Raw genomic sequence first — 19,972 nt, forward strand, 5'->3', positions numbered from 1 at the left:
CACTTGACTCAGTAGTACTAGTCCAGCCTACCTAAGTATGGTCATTTCATACCTGCGCGCGATGGCGTCGACCAAGTGCTTGGTGTTACCGATACATCCAGAGTGAATAAGCAACGGAACCGGCCCTGCGAGCCGGCAGTTGCGGGACAAGGCCGGCGGCGTAGCGCCCGCCAGTCTTTCTCCCGATCTAGCGGCGCTTTGCCGCTCAACGGATGCTTACTGCCACAGTTGGTGCAGAGAGTACGCCATGAGAAACATCGCCGATCTCCTAATGCGGTTCTGGCAGGGAACCCAGCCCGCGTCCACTACTCAGATTACAGCTATGGCTGAAAACCGAGATCGATCCAGCATGGCTGATTTTGTCCGGATCCTGCAGGCCTACGATCAAGCCCGGTAGGGCAAGAGTGGGGGGCGACCCGCGTCAGTCCGTGATACGGACGTCCGAGCAAACCAAAGCCAAGACTTGAGACCGCAGCGCGTCCAGGTTTTTAAATCTACCACCTCCGCTCAGGGTCATGCTCGGCTGTCAGCCACTGTCGGCAATGAGGTCCGCCGTCCATCGGGCAGCCGACGTTAATCACGCCCTACTCGCGCGAGCCATGACGCGCGTACTACGTCGGACGGCTCCATCATCCGCGGATCGCGGCATTGGCCTTTTCAGCCGCGGCCATCATTGCATCCTTTGCCGATCTGGCTCCGGACACGACTTCATTAACGCCAATCATGAAGACATCCTGGATGGGTCTCGATTGCGGGTGGAAAAGGATTGCCTTGGCGCGATCGACATCGGCGTTTTGCAAGTTGCTCAGTGCTGCCTCGGTGGCTTGCCGGCCGAATGCGTGACTGAAAGCCTCGCTCGACCAGGCCGACAGCCGTGTCGTTGCCAGCCCCGTAGCTGCGGTCCGCAACGAGGTCGGCTTGCTCGTTGCCCATAGCAGGAACAGGAAAGCCGCCTGCTTGTTCTTTGATTTGGAGTTGATGCACGCCTGCCAGTGCGACATGAAGGGGACGGGCTCGCGGCCAGGGAGATGCGGAAAGGCTGCAAACCCCGCCTGCTTGGCGACATGGCTCTTCGCTGGATTGGAGATGTCGGTTGCAAAGTTGCTGCTGTCGATTGCCATTGCTGTCCTGCCCTGCAGGAAGTCGTCCAGTACCTGGTACCATTCATAGCTGCCGACGCCGATAGGCCCGGCCTCGCGGAGCAGCCGTCCGTACATGTCGATGGCCGCGATCGCCTCCGGGCTCGCGAAAGCGGCCATATTGTTCTTGATCATGGCGCCACCGTAAGAGAACACGAAACCCATGGCCGCCGGGCTGGAATTGCCGCCCGCCTGGGCTCGCATCGCGATTCCCGATATCGCATCGGTCTTGACTGCCCTGGCGGTCGCGAGCAGTTCGTCGAAAGTCTGGGGAGCCGGCAAGTCCTTGGCTGCCAACATTTCGCTGTTGAGGAACAGGGTCATCGCCTCGGACGTGATTGTAAAGCCGTATCTCTCGCCGTCCGGCCACAGCGAGAAGGTCCGGGCGGTCTTGAGAAGATCGCTCTCGTCATACCAAGGAAGATCGGTCAGCGACTTCTTGGAATAATAAGCGTTCAGCGGCTCGAGCCATCCTCCGGAGATGCCCTGGCCGTAAGTGGCGAACATGCAAACGTCAGGTGTATTGCTGCCGCGTGCGAGCCTGATCGGGATCGCGCTCAGGTATGTGGTTTCCAGTGCAAAGTCGGTCACGACGTTGATGCCGGTGAGCTTGGTGAAATCCGGCAACAGCGGCGTGATTGCATTGGACCAGGGATGGATCGCACCTGCGAGCGTGATCGTCTGCCCCGCAAACTGCTTCCAGTCGATTGCGGCGCTGGCATAGGCCTGGTCATCCCTGGCCAAGCTCGTGCGCGGTAACATGTTGAAGACCGGCAAGACTGCTCCCGCAGCGCCCAATCCCTTGACGAAGCTGCGCCGGCTGACGGGCGCGCGACCGCTTGACGAGTTTCCATCCATGATGGTGCTCCGATAGCTATGGCATTCACAGGATGCGAAGCTGAGCCATATCCGTTCCGTCAGGTCGCGCCATTGCGAAGCCGGGATGCACGGCCGGGAATGTTGAGTTCCGGCTCCCGTGCCAACGCGCATGTGCTATCATTGCGCGCATGCGCTGCCCGCTATTCTATCATGCGACCGCCGGGCGGTCACCGAAGACACGAGGCCGATGTCAGCTTTTGCTCGGAGCCATTTTTCGCGATGGTTTGCGCGACCGCTGATCCCTGTGATTGCAGCGCTTCTGACGTTGTCCGCGGTGACCGGATTTCTCGGTCTCCAAAACTGGCGTGACCGCGAGGCGGTCAATCTCTCGCTCGAGCACGCCGGCCAGGTCATTGACACGCTTGATCGGCTTCGGACGATCATCGTCGATCTGGAGGCTGAAAGGCACGGGTATCTTCTCACCCTCGACCCGTCTTATCTCAAGGCTTACGGCGTCTCGGACGAAAGCGTACGACGGGAGACTGAGGCGCTCCAGGCTCTGGTCGCAAGCGATCCGTTACAGAGTTTTCGCGCCGGACATCTGGCTCTGATCATTTCAGAAAAGCTGCGTGAGATCGACGACCTCGTCAAAACGGCGGCCCGCGTATCCGGGCAGGCGGCCCAGGCAATGATCCGCGGCATGGACGATATCCGACTGCAAATCGACCTGTTGCAGGACGTTGAGCGTTTTCAGCTCGTAGGTTGGGAGAAGCGCGCCGGGGAACTCGAACGACGCAGGACGCGGCTTACCCTCGCAGCCGGCTTCATCGGCGCCGTCCTGGTGGGGACCGCGATGGCACTCGCGCGGCTCGAGGCGAAGCGGCGGCGAAAGGCGACCGAGGAGAACGTGCAGCTCCACAGCGACCTTGTGGAGCGCGACAGGAAGATTCGACGCCTCGTCGACTCCAACATCATAGGGGTCATGATCTGGAACCTCGAAGGTCGCATACTTGAGGCCAATGACGCGTTTCTGCGTATCGTGGGTTACGACCGCGAGGATCTCGCCGTGGGACGCCTGCACCGTACGATGCTGACGCCGCCGGAATGGCGCGACCTCGACGCACGCAACATCGCGGAGCTGGAGCTGATCGGGACGCTCGCGCCATTCGAGAAGGAGTATTTGCGTAAAGACGGAAGCCGTGTGTCCGTGCTGATCGGCGGAGCGATGTTCGAAGAGGGTACAAATCAAGGCGTTGGCTTCGTCCTTGATCTGACCGAGCGCAAGCGGGCGGAAGAGGCGTTGCGGCAGAGTGAGGAGCGCTTTCGCACCCTCGTGCAATTCTCCTTCGACGTGTACTGGGAGACCGACGCACAGCATCGCTTTACCCGCCAGGAATTCGCGGAGAGCCTTGCCGACGCGCCGGCGGCGGACTCGGAGATCGGTAAGACGCGCTGGGAAGTGCCTTACCTGGAGCCTGACGCAGAGGCCTGGCGCAAGCACCGGGAAACGCTCGATGCCCATCTGTCGTTCCGTGATTTTGAGCTCGCCAGACGTGGCCGCGACGGCAGCAAGCGCTATGTGTCCGTTTCGGGGCTGCCGGTGTTCGATAAGACGGGGCGCTTCGTCGGCTACCGCGGCGTCGGGCGGCACATCACCGAACGCAAGCGAGCCGAAGAGGCCTTGCGCTCCGCGCAGGCGGACCTCGCGCACGCCAATCGCGTCACCACGATGGGGCAGCTCGCGGCCTCGATCGCCCATGAAGTCAGCCAGCCGATCACCGCCACGGTTACCAACGCCGAGGCTGGATTGTCCTGGCTGGCTGCCCAGCCGCCGAATCTGGAGCAGGTCCGGCAGATGTTCGATTGTATCGTCAGCGACGGTCTGCGAGCCGGCGATGTCATCGGGCGGATCCGGGCCCAGGTCAAGAAGGCGCCTCAGCAGAGGGTAGCGTTGGAGATCAACGCGGCGGTACTTGAGGTCATCGCCCTGACCCGTGTCGAAGCGGCCAAGAATGGCGTCCTGGTGCGGACGCAACTTGCGGAGGGCTTTCCACCGATTCAAGCGGATCGGGTCCAGCTCCAACAGGTGATCCTGAACCTGATCATCAACGCAGTCGAGGCGATGGGCGGAATGGGCGATGGGGTGCGGGAGCTGCTGATCAGCACCGGCAGAAATGCCTCGAACGGCGTATTCGTCAGCGTGCGGGATTCTGGTCCGGGACTGGACCCGAAGACGATGGACCGCCTCTTCGATCCCTTCTTCACCACAAAATCCAAGGGCATGGGCATGGGTCTGGCCATCTGCCATTCGATCATTGAGGCGCACGGCGGACGGATGTGGGCTGGCGCAAATGAACCTCGGGGCGCCATCTTTCAGTTCACGCTGCCTGTAGAACCAGACGAAACTGTTCCCTCCGGACACGTCGACCCCATGTCGGCGGTATAAGACTGCAGGACCGCGCAGCGAAACGACCGTTCTCGGCGGCAGAAGCCCCGCTGTGATCGCCAGCGGCTCAGAACGTCTGCTAATGGGATGGTCCGGCCGTGCTCCAGCCCCGCCAGTGCGAGAAGCTGGCAAGGGGCGCTCAAGTCAAGGAGCACGCCATGTCTCAGAACCTCAACACAGCGATCGCCGTGATTGGCATCGATATCGGCAAGAACTCGTTCCACCTCGTGGGTCATGATCACCGCGGTGCCATCGTGCTGCGGCAGAAGTGGTCACGCAGCCAGGTGGAAACACGGCTCGCCAATTTGCCGCCGTGCTTGATCGGTATGGAAGCCTGCGTCGGCGCGCATCACCTCAGCGGTGGAAGCCATCGGCCATCCATGCGCTGCGATGATGGCATCCTGCCACTGTTTTGCCCGACGGATCAACCGGATTTCGTAAAATCCGCAGTTACTGGGCGTTAAGCCATTGATATCGCTGTTACCGGCTACTGTGCATGGGGTTGTTTTCGTACTCTTTGTTGTGAGGCTCGCCGAGCCTGATCCAAACCGGTTTTAGTGGCCGCCGAGATAGGCCGTGATCAACCGGGGATCGTGGATGAGATCCTTGGCCGGGCCGGACTGCACGATCTCGCCGGTCTCGAGAACGTAGCCGTAGTCCGCCGTCTCCAGTGCGGCGCGGGCATTCTGCTCGACCAGCAGGATCGACACGCCGAGCTCGCGCAGCGACGCGATGGTGCGGAAAATCTCGCGCACGATCAACGGCGCAAGGCCGAGACTGGGCTCATCCAGCATGAGAAGTTTCGGCTTGGCCATCAGCGCGCGTCCCAGCGCGAGCATCTGGCGTTCGCCGCCGGAGAGTGTGCCGGCGGCCTGACGCTGCCGCTCCTTCAGCCGGGGGAAGCGGTCATAGACGTCATCCAGTGTCTTCTGGACGCCCGAGCGGTCGCGCAGGCTGTAGGAGCCCAGCAGGAGATTGTCGGCAACCGACATGTCGGAGAACAGCTCGCGTTTCTCCGGGACCAGGCACACTCTACGTTCCACGCGATCCTCGACCGACATCTTGCCGATGTCACTGCCCTGAAAGACCATGCGGCCTTTCGAAGAGAGCAGTCCGATTGCAGCCATCAGCAGCGTGGTCTTGCCGGCACCGTTCGGGCCGATGACGGTGACGATTTGTCCCTCCTCGACCGAAAGCGACACATTGCGGACCGCATCGACATTGTCGTAGCAGACGGTCACGTCCGACAGGGAAAACATCGAGCTCACGCGACGCCTCCGAGATATGCTTCTTGCACCCGTTCGTCGCTGCGGATTGCAGCCGGCGCGCCCTCGCAGAGCTTCGAGCCGAAGTCGAGCACCACGATACGGTCGACCAGCGACATCACGAATTCCATGTCGTGCTCGACGATCAGAATGGTCAGGTGATCCGCCCGGAGCGAGCGCAGCAGCTCGGCCAGCCTGAGCTTCTCCTGGCGGCGCAGGCCTGCAGCGGGTTCGTCGAGCACCAGCAGGGTCGGATCCGCGGCGAGCGCGCGCGCGATCTCAAGGATACGCTGATTTCCGAGCGGCAGGTTGCCGGCAAGCTCGAACGGCTTCTCGCCGAGCCCGACGCGTTCGAGCTGCATCAGCGCCTCGTGACGGACGCTGGCCTCCTCGCGCCGGTTGACGCGGAAAGCTCCGGCGAACAGGCCGGCGCGGGTCCGGGCATAGGTGCCGAGCATCACGTTTTCAAGAAGGCTCATGCGCGGCCTGAGCTTCACGTGCTGGAAGGTTCTCGCGATCCCGGCCTTGGCGATGCGCGATTGCGCCTCACGCGTGATCGGGCGCCCAGCGAAGACGATATCGCCCTTGTTGACCCGGAGCGCACCGGTGAGGCAATTGAACATCGTGCTCTTGCCGGCGCCGTTCGGGCCGATCACGGCGAGGATTTCACCCGACCGGACCTCGAAGCTGACATTGTTGACGGCGACCAGGCCGCCGAACCGGCGCTCGGCGCCGTCGACCTTCAGAAGCAGCTCGCCCGGCGCGAGTTGCGCGCGGCGGGGCAGGGGCGGCGCGGGCTGTGGTCGCGCGCGCCTTGTTTTCGGCAAGGAGCGCGCAACGAACGGCACGATGCCTTGCCGCGCCCATTGCAGGAACAGGATGAACAGTGCGGAGAAGGCGACGATCTCGAGCTGCCCGGACGCGCCCTTGGCGATCAGCGGCAGATAGTCCTGTACGCTGTTCTTGAGCAGGGTAACGACTGCGGCCCCTACGACGCCGCCAAGAAGGCTGCCGGCCCCGCCGACCATCGACATCATCAGATATTCGATGCCCATGCCTGCGTCGAACGGGCCGGGGCTGATAAAGCGGCTCATGTGGGCGTACAGCCATCCGGAGAGCGAAGCCAGGAAGGCTGCGATCACGAAGGTCACGAGCTTGATCCGGAAGGCGTTGATGCCGAGGCTTTCGACCAGCGTATTGCCGCCGCGCAGCGCGCGCATGGCGCGGCCAAGCCTTGAGTCTAGCACATTATAGCCAAGGAAGAGGATGACGGTAACGATGCCCCAGATCAGGAAATAGATCTGCTTGCTGGAAACGAGGGCAAGCGATCCGAGGCTGATCGGCGGAATCGACGAGATCCCATTGAACCGGCCGAGTCCCTCGACATTGCCGAACAGGAAGCCGATCGCCAGACCCCAGGCCACGGTAGAGAGCGAGAGGAAGTGACCCTGAAGCCGCAGGGTGACAAGGCCGAGAATGGTCGCAACGCCGCAGGTCAAAGCCACGCCGAACAGCAGGCCGAGCCAGGGCGAATGGCCGTTCAGCGCCGAGACCCACGCTGTCGCATAGGCCGCGACCCCGACGAATGCCGCCTGTCCGAACGACACGATGCCGCCGACGCCGGTGAGCAGCGCGAGCCCAATGGCGACCAGGGAATAGATGCCGATGTAGTTCATCAGCGTGATGCTGAACGGGCTGAGGACGAAGGGAGCCACAGCGAGGCACAACACCGCCGCGGCGGCGGCGAACTGAATGTGAAGGCGCGTCATTCCTCGATCTCCTCCTCGGAATGCAGCGATGCGAGGGACCGCCAGATCAGGATCGGGATCAGCAGCGAGAACACGATGACGTCCTTCAATGCGCTGCTCTCGAAGGATGCGAAGCTTTCGAGGATGCCGACGCCGACGGCGCCGATCGCGGCCCCCGGATAGCTGGTCATGCCGCCGACGATGGCGCCGACGAAGGCCTTGAGGCCGATAAGGAAGCCGGAATCGTAGAACACCGTGTTGACCGGCGCGATCAGGATGCCCGATACGCCGGCCATGAGGGAGCCCAGGAGATAGGCGATCGTGCCGGCGCGCTCCGGTCGTATTCCCATCAGCCGCGAGCCGGTCCGGTTCACGGCGGTGGCGCGCAGGGATTTTCCGACCAGCGTGAAGTCGAAGAAGAGAAAGAGCAGACCGCTAAAGACGAGCGCAGCGATGACGATCAACAAGGTCTGGCCCGAAATCAGGACGCCGGCGAACACCGTCGAGAAGGAGGTCAACGGCTCGGTGCGGACACCTTCGGGGCCGAAGAACAACAGACCCAATCCAACCAACGCAAAATGCAGCGCCACCGACACCGTCAGCAACAGCAGCACGGTGCCGTCGGCGATCGGGCGGAAGACGATCCGATCCAGTAGCGGGGAGATGGGCATGGTCAGCATCAGCGCGAGCACGAGCCTGACGGCCAGGGGAGGATCCATGCGCATGACGAGCCAGGCTGCGCCGACCACGGCGAGCGGAAGCAGGAGATAGAAGGACAGCGCGCGCGGCAGAAGCCGGAGTTCGCCCGAGCGCGCGAGTGAAGTGATCTCGATCAGGGTCGCCAGACAGGCCAGGATAACGACCAGCGCACCTGTCCCCGGAAAGCGCTTCGCATCGAGAGCGGCGAGCGTCAGCGCGGTGAACGCCGCGATGTCGCCGAAGGGGATGAAGATGACCCGCGTCACCGTGAATATGAGGACGGTTCCGATCGCCACGAGTGCATAGACTGCGCCGGTGGCGATGCCGTCGATCGCAAGGATGGCTGCGATATCGCTCGTCATTGAGACGCTATTCCCCCCTTGTGGTGTCCGCCCCTTGGTCCTTTCCTACGGCGCGTACTTCCAGGCACCGCCGCTCAACCGCACGACGACGAGCGAGCGCTCGTCGACGCCGGTCGCAGAACCTGGTTTGAAGTTGTAGACGGCATGCACGCCCGGCAGCTCCTTAGTGCTGAGGATTGCGTCCCGCAGTGCGGTGCGGAATTCCACAGTGCCGGGTTTTGCGGATTTGAGCGCGCTCTCGGCCGCGTTGGAGAAGATCAGCCAAGCGTCGAAGGAGTACGCCGAGAAGCCGTCCGTAGTCGGCATGTTGTGAGTCTTCTGGTAGATCGCACGGAAATCCAGCGCGATCTTCTTGGCAAAGTGCTCGTCTGGAAGCTGCTCGGCGACGATCACCGGACCCGCGGACACCTGAATGCCGTCGGCAGCCTTGCCGCCGACGTTCACGAAATCCGGATTGACCAGCGCGACCGTGCCGTAGGTATTACCCTTGAACCCGCGCTCGGCAAGGCTGAGCAGGGGAAGCGCGCCTTGCGTGCCGGAGCCGCCGTCGAGCACGGCGTCCGGCCGTGCGGCCATGATCTTGAGGATCTGCGCGGTGACCGAAGTGTCGGTGCGGGCATAGCGTTCGTTGGTCTGGACCTTGATGCCGTCGGTCGTCTCGGCCGCCTTGGCGCCGTTGTAGACGAGGTCGCCCCATGCATCCGAGAAGCCGATATAGCCGATATTCTTCATGCTATCGCGTTTCATGCGATCGGCGATGATCTTGACGAGCAGGGAAGCCGGCTGCGGCACCGAGACCACCCACTGCTCCGGCGAGTCCGGCAACTTGGCGATCGGCGAGACCGCGATCATCGGCACCTTCAATTCGCTTGCCACTGCCGCCATGGCGATCGTCGAGGGCGCGGTTGCCGTGCCGATCAGCAGGTCCACCTTCTCTTCTTCAACCAGCTTGCGCGCGTTACGCGTCGCAGCTGACGGATCGGATCCGTCGTCGAGCTGGATCAGGCGGATGGTCTCCCCATTGACTGACTTCTTGTATTCGTAGGCTGCGTTGATGCCCCGACCGTAAGGGATGCCGATCGAGGAGCCGTTGCCGCTCAGCGAGGTGACAAAGCCGATGGTGATGTCGGCCCGCGCCGCCGGCGCGGCGGCGACGCCGGCCACAAGTGCCAATAAGCTCAGGGTCTTGCGCATTGCCTTCTCCTGCGTTGATTTAGGTGTGAATGACCGGAAGCTGCCGGGCCTGAACCCGGACTGCGAACGAGCTGATCGAAAACGTTGCTGCAGCGCCGATCATCGGCGCGACTAAGAGTTTGTCTGGTGCGCGGCGCAATCATGCCGACGCTTGCCGTTGAAGGTCTGCGCTGCTGCGCGAATTCCGCGCGTACCGCGAAAGCGCAGACAATGCGATGGCAGGACCGCGCAGCGCCGCCGAAGGCACTGCCGCCGGTCGTCCAGCTCCAAAGACTGCCCACACGATCAAGTCTCTCAAGAACGGTGCCCTGCAACATCATTGTCAGGTGGCTAGGGTCGGCTGGCGAAGTATTACTTAAAGCCTAAAGTATATTCGGCGGGCGCGTCAACAGCATGTGATGGCCGTCTTCAAAAAAATGCTGGTGCATACAATTCTGGCAGTATGAGCCAATTTGTGAGCTTTCTTGTCCCTCAAAATGGGCATGCCCGCTACGGGGTGCTGGACCACTCGCTTGGGTGCGCCGCACACATTTGACGGAGCAATTAGTTTATGGTTGAAATATTCGTATCGACAGTCCGGCTACCGATCCTCCAATACCCGCTCGAGGAAAAGGACGATGCGCATCTTCTGGCAAAGCTTCGTTGATGCGAGTGTGAACGCGCCCTACATGGCGCTGCTGTCGGAATACCTCAACAACATCGCGGCGCAGGGCACGACGGTCCATGTCGAGGGCATCTCGCCGCCGGATCGGGAGTTCGGCAGGCTTGCCGAATTGCGCTGTGCCGTGCAGGCCATCGACAACGGCATCGCGGCGGAGGAGCAAGGCTTTGATGCCTTTGTCATGGGGCATTTCCAGGATCCGGGTCTGTACGAGCTTCGCGCGACGCTCGATATTCCCGTGGTCGGGACGGGCGAGGCGACGCTGCTTGCCGCCTCGCAGCTCGGCCGGCGGCTCGGTCTGGTCACGCTCGATCCCGTCTTCGAAGTCTGGCACTACGAGCAGGCCGAGCGTTACGGCCTCGGCGATCGTGTCGTTCACGTGACGGGCCTCGGTTGCAAACCCGAGGATTTCGTAAGTGCCTTCGCGGGCGATCGGGCCGCGCACGCCCGCATGATCGAGGATTTCGTCGCCTGCGCGTTGCCACTCGTCGAGCGCGGTGCCGACGTCGTGATTCCAGCCGGTGTGTTGCCCGGCCTGCTGATCGGGCGGGAGCACGGCCTGAAGGTCGGGCACGCGCCAGTGGTCAACTGCGCGGCGGTGGCGCTGAAGAGCGCCGAGATGTGGGTGCAGCTCAGGCGCCTCAACGGTACCGAGCCAAGCCGCGGGCCCAGCTTCAAGCGAGCCAGCGCCGTGGCGCGCAACGATTTCCGCGCGCTGCTCGCGCGCAACGGCGGCTAGCGCTGCATGCACTGGTCCTTGGAGAAAACGCGATGATGACGCCTGAGAAGATCCTGTACGAAACCGAAGTCACCGCTACGGGAGGCCGCGACGGCAAGGCCGCGAGCGCCGACGGGCTGCTGTCGGTGTCGCTGTCGCTGCCGAAATCGCTGGGCGGCCCCGGGGGCGAGGGCACCAACCCGGAGCAGCTCTTTGCGGCCGGCTACGCCGCGTGCTTTCTTGGTGCGGTCAAGCTCGTGGCGCGCACCAGGAAGGTCGTGCCGGCTGACGAGCCTTCGGTGACCGCGAAGGTGGCGATGGGGCCCGTGCCCGTCGGGTATGCGTTGGCCATCGAACTGAAGGTCAGTCTGCCTGGCGTGGAGAGGTCGGTCGCGGAAGCCATTGTCGCCGGCGCGCACGAGCGCTGCCCCTATTCAAACGCGACTCGCGGCAATATCGACGTGAAGCTGACGGTGATCTGAGGCGGATGGACAAGGCAGGCGAGCGTTGACGACTTCGCTGCGTACACCCTATGACGGCATCGTGATGGCGGCTCCCGTCACGATACCCTATGTGCGCTACTCCATCGATAGCGCGCAGTGGTGGATCGGTCGCGCCTTGAGCGCGCTCGTTGCGCAAGCCGGCATAAAAGTTTCCGACATCGATGGTCTCTGCGTGTCCAGCTTCACCTTGGGGACTGACAGCGGGATCGGTCTGACGCAGCATTTCGGACTTTGCGTGCGATGGCTGGATACGATCCCGCTCGGTGGCACCAGCGCCATCGCCGCGTTGCGCAAGGCGGCACGGGCGGTTCAGGCGCGCGATGCCGACATCATCGCCTGCGTCGCAGGCGACACCAACCATGTCGATTCCTTCCGCTTGACGCTCGAGAATTTCTCCCGCTTCAACCAGGATGCCGTCTATCCCTACGGTGCAGGCGGTGCCAATTCGAGCTTCGCGCTGATTGCGCGCAACTACATGCGGACTTTCGGCGTCACACGCGCGGACGTTGGCAGGATTGCGGTCGCCCAACGCGCCAATGCCTTGCGCAATCCGCACGCGCTGATGAAGACGCCATTGTCGATCGAGCAGTATCTGGCAGCGCGTCCGATTTCCGATCCCATTCATCTATTTGATTGCGTCATGCCCTGCGCCGGCGCCGAGGCCTTCCTCGTGATGCGGGATGAAACCGCGGCATCGCTTGGATTGCCGGCCGCAAGACTGCTGTCGACCATCGAGCGGCACAACGCTTTCGCGGGCGATCCGATGCAGGTGCGGGGCGGCTGGGCGATGGATATCGGCGAGCTCTACGCGATGGCGGGCGTAAAGCCGGACGATCTCGATATCGTCCAGACCTATGATGACTATCCCGTCATCACGATGATGCAGTTCGAGGATCTTGGCTTCTGCGGCAAAGGGGAGGGGGCCGAGTTCGTGCGTCAGCACGATCTCACCATCGACGGCGACTTTCCGCACAACACGTCGGGCGGACAACTCTCGGTCGGCCAGGCCGGTGCAGCCGGCGCCTATCTGGGTCTCGTCGAAGGGCTGCGGCAGGTCCTGGGAACCGCAGGGCCGACGCAGGTCAGGGATGCAGATCTCTGCCTGGCCTCCGGCTTCGGTATGATCAACTATGATCGCGGTCTTGCGTCCGGCGCCGCAATCTTTGCCGGGACTTCGCGATGATCGATCCGATTGAACCGCCACGGCGTAAGAATCCGCTGCTACGGACGCGCCTGCCGACGTCGCCGCCGCGAGCGCGCAGCAGGACGTCGCACGGCTTCACGCGCGCGGCTGCCGAGGGGCGCTTCATGCTTCAGCGCTGCGAAGGCTGTGGCGCCTTCACCTATCCGGCGCGAGAGGCGTGCCCTTCCTGTCTGTCGGCCGCGCTCATTTTCGTCGACGCGCCTCCGCGCGGCTTGCTGCTGGCCGAGACCACGGCGCACGTGCCGAGCGATGTCTACTTCCGCGAGCGGGCGCCTTGGCGCATCGGGCTCGTCAAGATGAATTGCGGCCCGACCATCGTGGCGCATCTCCACGGCGACTGTGTCGAGGGTGCTCCCGTCCGCATGTCGTTCCAGCTCGACAAGAGCGGCCAGGCGGTGGCCTTTGCTCGACCCGAAGGGGAGACCCCCAACATGGCAGACGACAGGCAGTGGCGTGAATTGACCGCCGATCCGAGGTTTCGACGGGTGCTCGTGACCAACGGCCGCAGCGCGATCGGGCGGGAGGTTGCCTTGGCGCTGAAGGTCGCTGGTGCTAAGATGGTATTCGTCGGCGTTGCAGAGCCATGGCGGCCGTTTGCCGGCGAAAATCTTTTGCAGGGGCAGGACGGGATCGAGCTCGTATCGCTCGACGCTGCCGACGAAAAGTCGACCAGAAACCTCGCCGCTGACATCGGCGGCAAGGTCGACATCCTCGTGAACACGACGGACTATGTGAGGCCGGGCGGTCTATTGGATCGCAGGGGCACGAGCATCGCGCGCGACGAGGTCGACCAGGCTTATCTCGGCTTCATCAATCTCGCGCAGGCCTTTGGTCCCATCATGCGGATGCGCGGAGCAGACGGCATCAACAACAGCGTCGCCTGGGTCAACATCCTCTCGGTCTATGCGCTGGCCAATTGGCCCGCTTTCGGTGCCTACTCGGCCTCGCAGGCCGCCTGCCTGTCGCTCTCGCACTGTCTTCGTGCCGAACTTCGGCCCGGCGGCCTCAAGATGATGAACGTCTTCACTGGCCCCGTCGACACCGAGTGGTTTCAGACCGTGCCACCGCCGAAGGTGGCGCCGCGTGCAATCGCGCAGGCGGTCGTATCCGGGCTCAAAGGCGGACTCGAAGAGATGTATGTCGGAGACGTCGCCGAGGAGATCCGGCAGCGCCTTGCGAGCAATCCGAAAGCGCTCGAGCGCGAGTTCGACCGCTAAGCGGCCCATTGCGATCAACCTGGAGGATGCGACAATGCAAGGCGAGGTTCTGCAAGGCAAGGCTCTTCTGGAACTAGCGGGTGCGATCGCTTCGGACGCGGTGCGGGTCGTCGACCTGAGCTTCACGCTCAGTCCCGACTTTCCCGTAATCGTGCTACCGCCCGAATTCGGCCAGGCGGCGCCGGTGCGCATCCAGGAGATCTCGCGCTATGACGCGCGCGGCCCGGCCTGGTACTGGAACAACGTGACCTTCGGCGAGCACACCGGCACGCATTTCGACGCGCCGATTCACTGGTTCACCGGCAAGGACCTTGCCAACAATGCGGTCGATACCATGCCGCCCAAGGACATGATCGCGCCGGCCTGCGTCATCGACTGCTCCGCGCAGGCGGCGCAGGATCCGGACTTCCTGCTCACCGTGCCGATCGTCGAAGCCTGGGAAGCCCGGCACGGGCGGATTCCTTCGCGCCAGTGGGTCCTGCTGCGGACCGACTGGTCCAAGAAGGGCTGGCGCGACTATTCCAGTCTCAGGGACGACGGCGCTCACACACCGGGTCCAGACGCGGCCGTCATGAAATGGCTGGTGGAGGAGCGCGGCATCATCGGCTTTGGCACCGAGACCATCGGCACCGATGCGGGACAGGCCGGACATTTCGAGCCGCCTTATCCCGCGCATCACTTCCTCCACGGCGCGGGCCGCTACGGCCTGCAGTGCCTGTGCAACCTGGATCAGCTCCCTGCCACCGGTGCGGTCATCATTGCCTCCCCGCTGAAAATCCAGAACGGTTCGGGCAGCCCGCTGCGCGTGATCGCGCTGGTCTCCTCGACCTGAAACGCGCGCATGGCGCTTGCCCCGACATTGACCGACGCGAACCACGAAAGACAGGTGCCATGATCTCGATGAAATCACTGCTCGGCTCCGCGCTGCTGATTCTGGCCGGGCCTCAGGCCGCGCAAGCCGATATCCTTGTCGGCTTCGTCACCGGTCTGAGCGGGCCGGTATCCTCGATCGGCATTCCGAACGCGAAGGGGATTGCCGCAGGAGAGACCTATGTCGGCGAGATCGGCGGCGAGAAGGTGCGCGTCATCCAGCTCGACGACGCCTCTGACGCCACCGCTTCGGCGCGCAACGCGCGCAAGCTCGTCGAGCAGGAGAAGGTCGATATCCTGATCGGAACGTCGGGCGCGCCGCAGACGCTGGCGATGGCGACCGCCGCGATCGAAATGAAGGTGCCGATGATCGCGGTCTCTCCGATCGCATCCGTTCCGGCCGGCGAGGGCGGACCCTGGGTCGTGCAGACGCCGCAGCCGATGCCGCTCCTGGTCCAGGGCATTGTCGACCATATGAAGGCGCACGGATTGAAGACGGTCGCCTTCATCGGATTCTCGGATGCGCTCGGCGATCTCTTGTACGATTCGCTGTCGCAGAGCGCCAAGGCGGCGGACATCAAGGTCATCGCCAACGAGCGCTACGCCAGATCCGATTCGTCGGTGACCGCGCAGGTCCTACGCGCGCTTGCGGCGCGTCCCGATGCCATCATGCTCGGTGGCACCGGAACGCCGGGTGCGCTGCCCGCAATTGCCTTGTCCGAGCGCGGGTACAAGGGGCCGCTCTACGGCAACAACGGAATGATCAGCGCCGATTTCCTGCGCCTCGCCGGCAAGACCGCCAATGGCATCATCTGCCCCACCGGGCCGGTGATCGCGGCCGAACAGCTTGCCGCGAACAATCCGATTCAGAAGGTCTCCTTGGCCTACCGGACGGCCTACGAGAAGGCGAACGGCGAGATGCCGACCGACTCGTTCTCCTCCTACTCCTTCGATGGCTGGGTGGTCTTTGTCGATGCCGCCAAACGCGCGATGGCAGCCGGTGCCAAGCCGGGCTCGCCGGAATTCCGCAGTGCGCTGCGCCAGGCGTTGTTCGCCACCAAGGAGGTCGTGGGAACACAAGGGGTCTACAACTTCACACCGGCGGATCGGCACGGCGTTGATGATCGTTCGCGCGTCCTCGTTCAGATCGAAGACGGGAAGTACAAGCTCCTGCCTTGATGGCTAGGGCGCCTGGTCGAACCGAATTTGACGGAGCAGGTGAATGCAGGACAAGACCGCCGGGCAAGCCGGACAGCAGCAGGCGGTGCCGGCCTGGGCGCGCGTGGTCGAACTGTTTCCACCTTCTGACCGGGTGCTCTCGACCATCCTCGCGCGGCAGGCGGAGCGCTATGGCGATCGCGTCCTGCTCGTCGCCGGACGGACCCGCTGGACCTATGCACAGGCTGCGACGATCGCGGCGGCATCGGCGCTGACGTTGATCGAGGCCGGCATTAAACCGGGAGACCGGGTGGCGTTGATGTGCTCGAACCGGCCGGAGTTTCTTCAGATCTATCTCGGCTGCGCCTGGCTCGGGGCCATCGCGGTGCCGATCAACACGGCGCTGCGCGGGCTGCAGCTCGCGCATATTTTTCGCAACTCGCGCCCTGTGCTGCTCGTTGCCGAGGCCGGGTTTCTGGCTGCGATCGAGGCTGTCGGTGCGGACGCCGATCTGCCGCCGCTGGTATGGACGATCGGCCCCGTCAGAGAGACGCGAAGGATCGCTTCGGTGCCGTTGCCCGCTCTTGGGCCCGGAGCGCCGGCTGGTGCCGTGCGTCCGGGTGATGCTGTCGCCATCCTCTACACGTCAGGCACCACGGGGCCGGCAAAGGGCGTGTGCTGTCCGCAAGCGCAGCTGTTCTGGTGGGGCGTCTGCTCTGCGCGGGCACTCGGCATCCGGGACGGAGACATACTGTTCACGACCCTGCCCCTGTTTCACACCAATGCCCTCAACGCGTTCTATCAGGCCGTCTTGAATGGATGCACTTACGTGCTGGAGCCGAAATTCTCCGCATCAGGCTTTTGGGCCGCCGCGCGAGCCCACAATGCGAGCGTCGGCTATTTGCTCGGCGCCATGGCGTCCATGCTCTTGGCACAGCCGCGGACGGAGGAGGATACCGCGCATCGCGTTCGCGTCGCTTTGGGTGGCGGCGTCCCGCCGCAGGTCCAACGGCCGTTTCTCGAGCGGTTCGGCGTGCCGCTCGTTGATGGCTATGGATCGACAGAGACCAATTTCGTGTTCGCCGGCCCAATCCCCTCCGATCGTCCAGGGACCATGGGGCATCTGGCCGACGGCTTTGAGGCCCGGATCGTCGATGAAGACGATTCTGAGCTGCCTGACGGACAGGCGGGCGAACTCGTGCTCCGCCCCAAGGAGCCGTTTGCATTCGCCACGGGATATTTCGGCATGCCGGAAAAGACGGTCGAGGCGTGGCGGAATCTCTGGTTTCACTCCGGTGATCGCGTCGTCAGGGATGCGGACGGACATTATCGCTTCATCGATCGCATGAAGGATTCGATCCGCCGACGCGGCGAGAATGTGTCCTCTTGGGAAGTCGAGGAGCTCATCCTCTCGCATCCCGCCGTCGCTGCGTGCGCCATCTATCCGCTGCCGTCTGAATTGGGCGAGGATGAGGTTGCCGCCGCGCTCCTGCTGAAGCAGGGGCAGACGCTCCAGCCCGCCGACATCATCAGGCATTGCGAGGGCCGGATCGCATATTTCGCAATTCCGCGCTATGTCCGCATCATGAGCGAGATGCCGCTGACGGAGAACGGCAAGATCAGGAAGGGCGCGCTGCAACAGGCCGGCGTGACAACGGGGACCTGGGACCGTGAAGCCGCCGGCATTCGGGTCCGGCGCTAACCGTCACGTCTGCTCGCGATGTTGCAGGGCATTCCGCACGGCGCCCTTGACGTCATCGAGCGCGCCGACCAGGCCATCGAGGCGGTTCGCCGGGAATTCGGCCAGCAATTCGGCAAGCCAGGCGCCATGACTCTTCGCCATCCGCCTGAAGGTCTTTCGGCCTTCGACCGTCATGCATATGATCTGTACGCGCCGGTCCAGGTTCGACGGCGTACGGGTGATATAGCCATCCTCGACCAGGCGATCGACGATCGGCGTCAGGTTTCCTGCCGAGACCATCAGCCGTTTGGGCAGTTCCCCCAGCACCAATCCGCTCGGCTCCCGATCGAGCTGAGCGAGAACGTCGAAGCGCGGCATCGTAAAGTCGTATTCCTCGCGAAATCGGCGCCGCAACTCCCCCTCGATCAGGGACGTGCAGGCCAGAAGGCGGAGCCAGAGCCGCGTGTGAGCCCGGTACGCGGCCTCCGCATCGGCCGCGTTCTTGCTGGAAGCCGGCGGGGACTCCTTCGCGAGTGCCAAATCAAATCTCCTGGCCCTCGTGGGGTTTGAAGGCGCAATTTTATGAACCTGCAACAGAATAGTTCGTGCCAAAACTAAATTCAAGGCCAGCCTGGATCTCGCAGGAACGTCCTTGGTCGGACGCTAAGTTTGTCCGATTTCCTCGCCCGTCGTCCGCACCCAACGCCGGATAATCATTCATCGATTCCCGTCATCAGGGGATCCTAACAGCGAGGAAATAGTTTAGGCATAAAATAACTGGACCAGAATCAAAGGGAGGAGATTGCGATCGAAATTGCCAGCCGATGCGAACGGGGTTCGGCGCATCAGCGGAATGCGCCAACAGGACGCGCGTGGGAGGCAGGGCAACCGAGAAAACCGGCAGGCGCGGTCAGATGGCCGCGTACCGATTTGGCACCGACCGAGCGTCCCATTGAGCAACCCAAATACTCGCCTGCACCAAACCGGTAGCCGAACAGTTGATCAATAGGCAGTGTCAACCCGATCGCAAGCTCTCAGGGGACAACACATAAATTCAATTGAAACTTCCGATTTAATCGCGTTTAATATAAAATGAAAATTAAAATGGTATTTCAGGGTTTGGGATCATGCCTCGTTCTCCGTCCATCGTGCCCCATGCAGATCCAGGTGACGTCTATCTTGTGCTTGAGGATTTTGGAGGTGGGCTCGGACGCGCCTGGAGCGAAACCTCCGAGGACGACACGGGTCGAGCGACGTTGATGCGCCAGATAATGGAAGGCCAATACAAGCATCCTGCGCGGATCGTGGTCTTCAACACGGCAGAGGGATGGTCGCGTGATGTGACTGTGGAGATTGCTGATGCACTGCGCCGCTGCTTTGTCGAGTTCGATGACGTTGCCCCAGCCGCGTTGGAATTCATCGAGAGAGTTAGGAGGAATTGATTGTGGTGGCCTGCTCGTGCCTGAGTTTGCGCTGATCTCACAAGTTTATCAGAGACGAGGATGATGAGCGGCAGTACGAACGAACAAGCTAGGCGGCGGGGTGTGAGACAACTGCCTGCTGCGAAATAAGACCAACCCGTTATCTGTATTTGGAGTTGCCATGTCGGTGGGTTGTGGTCGCACTGTTGAATGGGACGGAAAGGTCCTGACAGGTTGGCTGGTCGTAAATGGCGTGGCCACCAAAGTGACTGCGGACCGAGCGACTATCCATGCGTGTGCCGCAGGGTTTAGCGATGCGCTTACCTGGGAGATTGATCGCTTTCGGACGGAAATCTTTGAAAAGCTGATGCCATTCTTCGTTCGCCACAATAGCTGATGGTAAGCTATGACCTCGCCGCGTGTTCGGGATTTTCCCGCAGCGGTTCTGATTGACAACGTCGGACGCCTTCTTCTCCATCTGCGAGATGACAAGCTTGGCATCGCGCAGCTGGAAAGACTTCATTTTTCGGTGGCTGAACGAAAGAGGGCGAAACGCCTCTCCAATACATCGTTGCGAAATCGCTGAAGAGATCGGCGTAACGCTCGCGCCAGGATGTAGCCGAAGGGCCACCGCAAGGGCATTCAGTTGTTCGACCTCCCTCTCCATCCGAACTCCTCATGCGGAATCGTTGCCGTGATCTCGGCGTCATTGCCGGCCGACAGGCGCCAGGCCGCCACCCCGAAGCACAAGGTCAGGGTCAGGGCGAGGGCAAGCATAAGCATAGAGACGAAATGGCTCACGCGCGTGTACCCGCAAGAATCTGAAACCAGCCGAGAACCTGCACACCGGCCCGATTCGGAAAATGC

16 protein-coding genes and 1 pseudogene are annotated in these 19,972 nt (G+C 62.6%); 10 read left to right on the forward strand and 7 right to left on the reverse strand.

The window, feature by feature from the left end; genetic code table 11:
- Window positions 1-629 precede the first annotated feature (629 nt).
- Entirely contained in the window at window positions 630-1,997 is a 1,368-nt protein-coding gene (locus FXV83_RS40775) for an ABC transporter substrate-binding protein (RefSeq protein WP_148745671.1), read from the reverse strand.
- 208 nt (window positions 1,998-2,205) lie between these two features.
- Between FXV83_RS40775 and FXV83_RS40780 the strand changes: the two genes are divergently transcribed.
- Complete coding sequence (locus FXV83_RS40780; RefSeq protein WP_148745672.1) at window positions 2,206-4,404, forward strand: PAS domain S-box protein; 2,199 nt, start codon at window positions 2,206-2,208, stop codon at window positions 4,402-4,404.
- Between the two features lie 158 nt (window positions 4,405-4,562).
- Window positions 4,563-4,763, forward strand: a pseudogene (locus tag FXV83_RS40790) (IS110 family transposase); the annotation flags it as partial.
- Window positions 4,764-4,958: 195 nt separating this feature from the next.
- Here the strand turns inward: FXV83_RS40790 and FXV83_RS40795 are convergent.
- The 4 genes from FXV83_RS40795 to FXV83_RS40810 are packed head-to-tail and all read right to left on the reverse strand — an operon-like array spanning window position 4,959 to window position 9,672.
- The gene (locus FXV83_RS40795) at window positions 4,959-5,672 is read right to left on the reverse strand and encodes an ABC transporter ATP-binding protein (protein ID WP_148745674.1); all 714 of its coding nucleotides are present in this window, start codon (window positions 5,670-5,672) and stop codon (window positions 4,959-4,961) included.
- Complete coding sequence (locus FXV83_RS40800; RefSeq protein WP_148745675.1) at window positions 5,669-7,438, reverse strand: branched-chain amino acid ABC transporter ATP-binding protein/permease; 1,770 nt, start codon at window positions 7,436-7,438, stop codon at window positions 5,669-5,671. Before FXV83_RS40800 ends, FXV83_RS40795 begins: the two co-directional genes overlap by 4 nt.
- Window positions 7,435-8,478, reverse strand: a complete 1,044-nt coding sequence (locus tag FXV83_RS40805; RefSeq protein ID WP_148745676.1) for a branched-chain amino acid ABC transporter permease — start codon at window positions 8,476-8,478, stop codon at window positions 7,435-7,437. Before FXV83_RS40805 ends, FXV83_RS40800 begins: the two co-directional genes overlap by 4 nt.
- A 45-nt stretch (window positions 8,479-8,523) precedes the next feature.
- Window positions 8,524-9,672 (reverse strand): ABC transporter substrate-binding protein, encoded by a 1,149-nt coding sequence (locus FXV83_RS40810; RefSeq protein WP_148745677.1) that lies wholly within the window; start codon window positions 9,670-9,672, stop codon window positions 8,524-8,526.
- A gap of 617 nt (window positions 9,673-10,289) precedes the next feature.
- Between FXV83_RS40810 and FXV83_RS40815 the strand changes: the two genes are divergently transcribed.
- Genes FXV83_RS40815 through FXV83_RS40845 form a run of 7 tightly spaced genes read left to right on the forward strand, consistent with a single transcriptional unit; the run spans window position 10,290 to window position 17,705 of the window.
- Window positions 10,290-11,072: an aspartate/glutamate racemase family protein gene (locus FXV83_RS40815; RefSeq protein ID WP_187436525.1), complete on the forward strand. Its 783-nt coding sequence runs from the start codon at window positions 10,290-10,292 to the stop codon at window positions 11,070-11,072.
- Between the two features lie 32 nt (window positions 11,073-11,104).
- On the forward strand, window positions 11,105-11,533 hold the full coding sequence (locus FXV83_RS40820) for an organic hydroperoxide resistance protein (protein WP_148745679.1): 429 nt from the start codon (window positions 11,105-11,107) through the stop codon (window positions 11,531-11,533).
- A gap of 25 nt (window positions 11,534-11,558) precedes the next feature.
- Entirely contained in the window at window positions 11,559-12,737 is a 1,179-nt protein-coding gene (locus FXV83_RS40825) for a thiolase family protein (protein WP_148745680.1), read from the forward strand.
- A complete protein-coding gene (locus FXV83_RS40830; protein ID WP_148745681.1) occupies window positions 12,734-13,975 on the forward strand; it encodes an SDR family NAD(P)-dependent oxidoreductase in 1,242 nt (413 codons plus the stop codon). Before FXV83_RS40825 ends, FXV83_RS40830 begins: the two co-directional genes overlap by 4 nt.
- 49 nt (window positions 13,976-14,024) lie before the next feature.
- Window positions 14,025-14,807 (forward strand): cyclase family protein, encoded by a 783-nt coding sequence (locus tag FXV83_RS40835; RefSeq protein ID WP_187436530.1) that lies wholly within the window; start codon window positions 14,025-14,027, stop codon window positions 14,805-14,807.
- A gap of 59 nt (window positions 14,808-14,866) precedes the next feature.
- Window positions 14,867-16,024 (forward strand): ABC transporter substrate-binding protein, encoded by a 1,158-nt coding sequence (locus tag FXV83_RS40840; protein WP_148745683.1) that lies wholly within the window; start codon window positions 14,867-14,869, stop codon window positions 16,022-16,024.
- A gap of 43 nt (window positions 16,025-16,067) precedes the next feature.
- Complete coding sequence (locus FXV83_RS40845) at window positions 16,068-17,705, forward strand: ATP-dependent acyl-CoA ligase (protein WP_148745684.1); 1,638 nt, start codon at window positions 16,068-16,070, stop codon at window positions 17,703-17,705.
- Between the two features lie 3 nt (window positions 17,706-17,708).
- Here the strand turns inward: FXV83_RS40845 and FXV83_RS40850 are convergent, their stop codons facing one another.
- Window positions 17,709-18,224 carry a MarR family winged helix-turn-helix transcriptional regulator gene (locus FXV83_RS40850; protein ID WP_148745685.1) on the reverse strand — a complete coding sequence of 172 codons (516 nt, stop codon included), beginning with the start codon at window positions 18,222-18,224 and terminating at the stop codon, window positions 17,709-17,711.
- A 587-nt stretch (window positions 18,225-18,811) separates the two neighbouring features.
- Between FXV83_RS40850 and FXV83_RS40855 the strand changes: the two genes are divergently transcribed.
- On the forward strand, window positions 18,812-19,126 hold the full coding sequence (locus tag FXV83_RS40855; protein WP_148745686.1) for a hypothetical protein: 315 nt from the start codon (window positions 18,812-18,814) through the stop codon (window positions 19,124-19,126).
- 139 nt (window positions 19,127-19,265) lie between these two features.
- On the opposite strand, the gene FXV83_RS43440 is transcribed toward FXV83_RS40855, so the two are convergent.
- Window positions 19,266-19,772, reverse strand: a complete 507-nt coding sequence (locus FXV83_RS43440) for a hypothetical protein (protein ID WP_187436526.1) — start codon at window positions 19,770-19,772, stop codon at window positions 19,266-19,268.
- Window positions 19,773-19,972 lie beyond the last annotated feature (200 nt).

The sequence above is a fragment of the Bradyrhizobium hipponense genome, assembly GCF_008123965.1.
GTDB lineage: Bacteria > Pseudomonadota > Alphaproteobacteria > Rhizobiales > Xanthobacteraceae > Bradyrhizobium > Bradyrhizobium hipponense.

Bases quoted from the DNA above. Each gene is read 5' to 3' on its own strand.
- FXV83_RS40855 (WP_148745686.1), top strand. From the start codon at position 18,812: ATGCCTCGTTCTCCGTCCATCGTGCCCCATGCAGATCCAGGTGACGTC.
- FXV83_RS40820 (WP_148745679.1), top strand. From the start codon at position 11,105: ATGATGACGCCTGAGAAGATCCTGTACGAAACCGAAGTCACCGCTACG.
- FXV83_RS43440 (WP_187436526.1), bottom strand. From the start codon at position 19,772: ATGGAGAGGGAGGTCGAACAACTGAATGCCCTTGCGGTGGCCCTTCGG.
- FXV83_RS40810 (WP_148745677.1), bottom strand. From the start codon at position 9,672: ATGCGCAAGACCCTGAGCTTATTGGCACTTGTGGCCGGCGTCGCCGCC.
- FXV83_RS40805 (WP_148745676.1), bottom strand. From the start codon at position 8,478: ATGACGAGCGATATCGCAGCCATCCTTGCGATCGACGGCATCGCCACC.
- FXV83_RS40830 (WP_148745681.1), top strand. From the start codon at position 12,734: ATGATCGATCCGATTGAACCGCCACGGCGTAAGAATCCGCTGCTACGG.
- FXV83_RS40845 (WP_148745684.1), top strand. From the start codon at position 16,068: ATGCAGGACAAGACCGCCGGGCAAGCCGGACAGCAGCAGGCGGTGCCG.
- FXV83_RS40800 (WP_148745675.1), bottom strand. From the start codon at position 7,438: ATGACGCGCCTTCACATTCAGTTCGCCGCCGCCGCGGCGGTGTTGTGC.
- FXV83_RS40775 (WP_148745671.1), bottom strand. From the start codon at position 1,997: ATGGATGGAAACTCGTCAAGCGGTCGCGCGCCCGTCAGCCGGCGCAGC.
- FXV83_RS40840 (WP_148745683.1), top strand. From the start codon at position 14,867: ATGATCTCGATGAAATCACTGCTCGGCTCCGCGCTGCTGATTCTGGCC.
- FXV83_RS40815 (WP_187436525.1), top strand. From the start codon at position 10,290: ATGCGCATCTTCTGGCAAAGCTTCGTTGATGCGAGTGTGAACGCGCCC.
- FXV83_RS40780 (WP_148745672.1), top strand. From the start codon at position 2,206: ATGTCAGCTTTTGCTCGGAGCCATTTTTCGCGATGGTTTGCGCGACCG.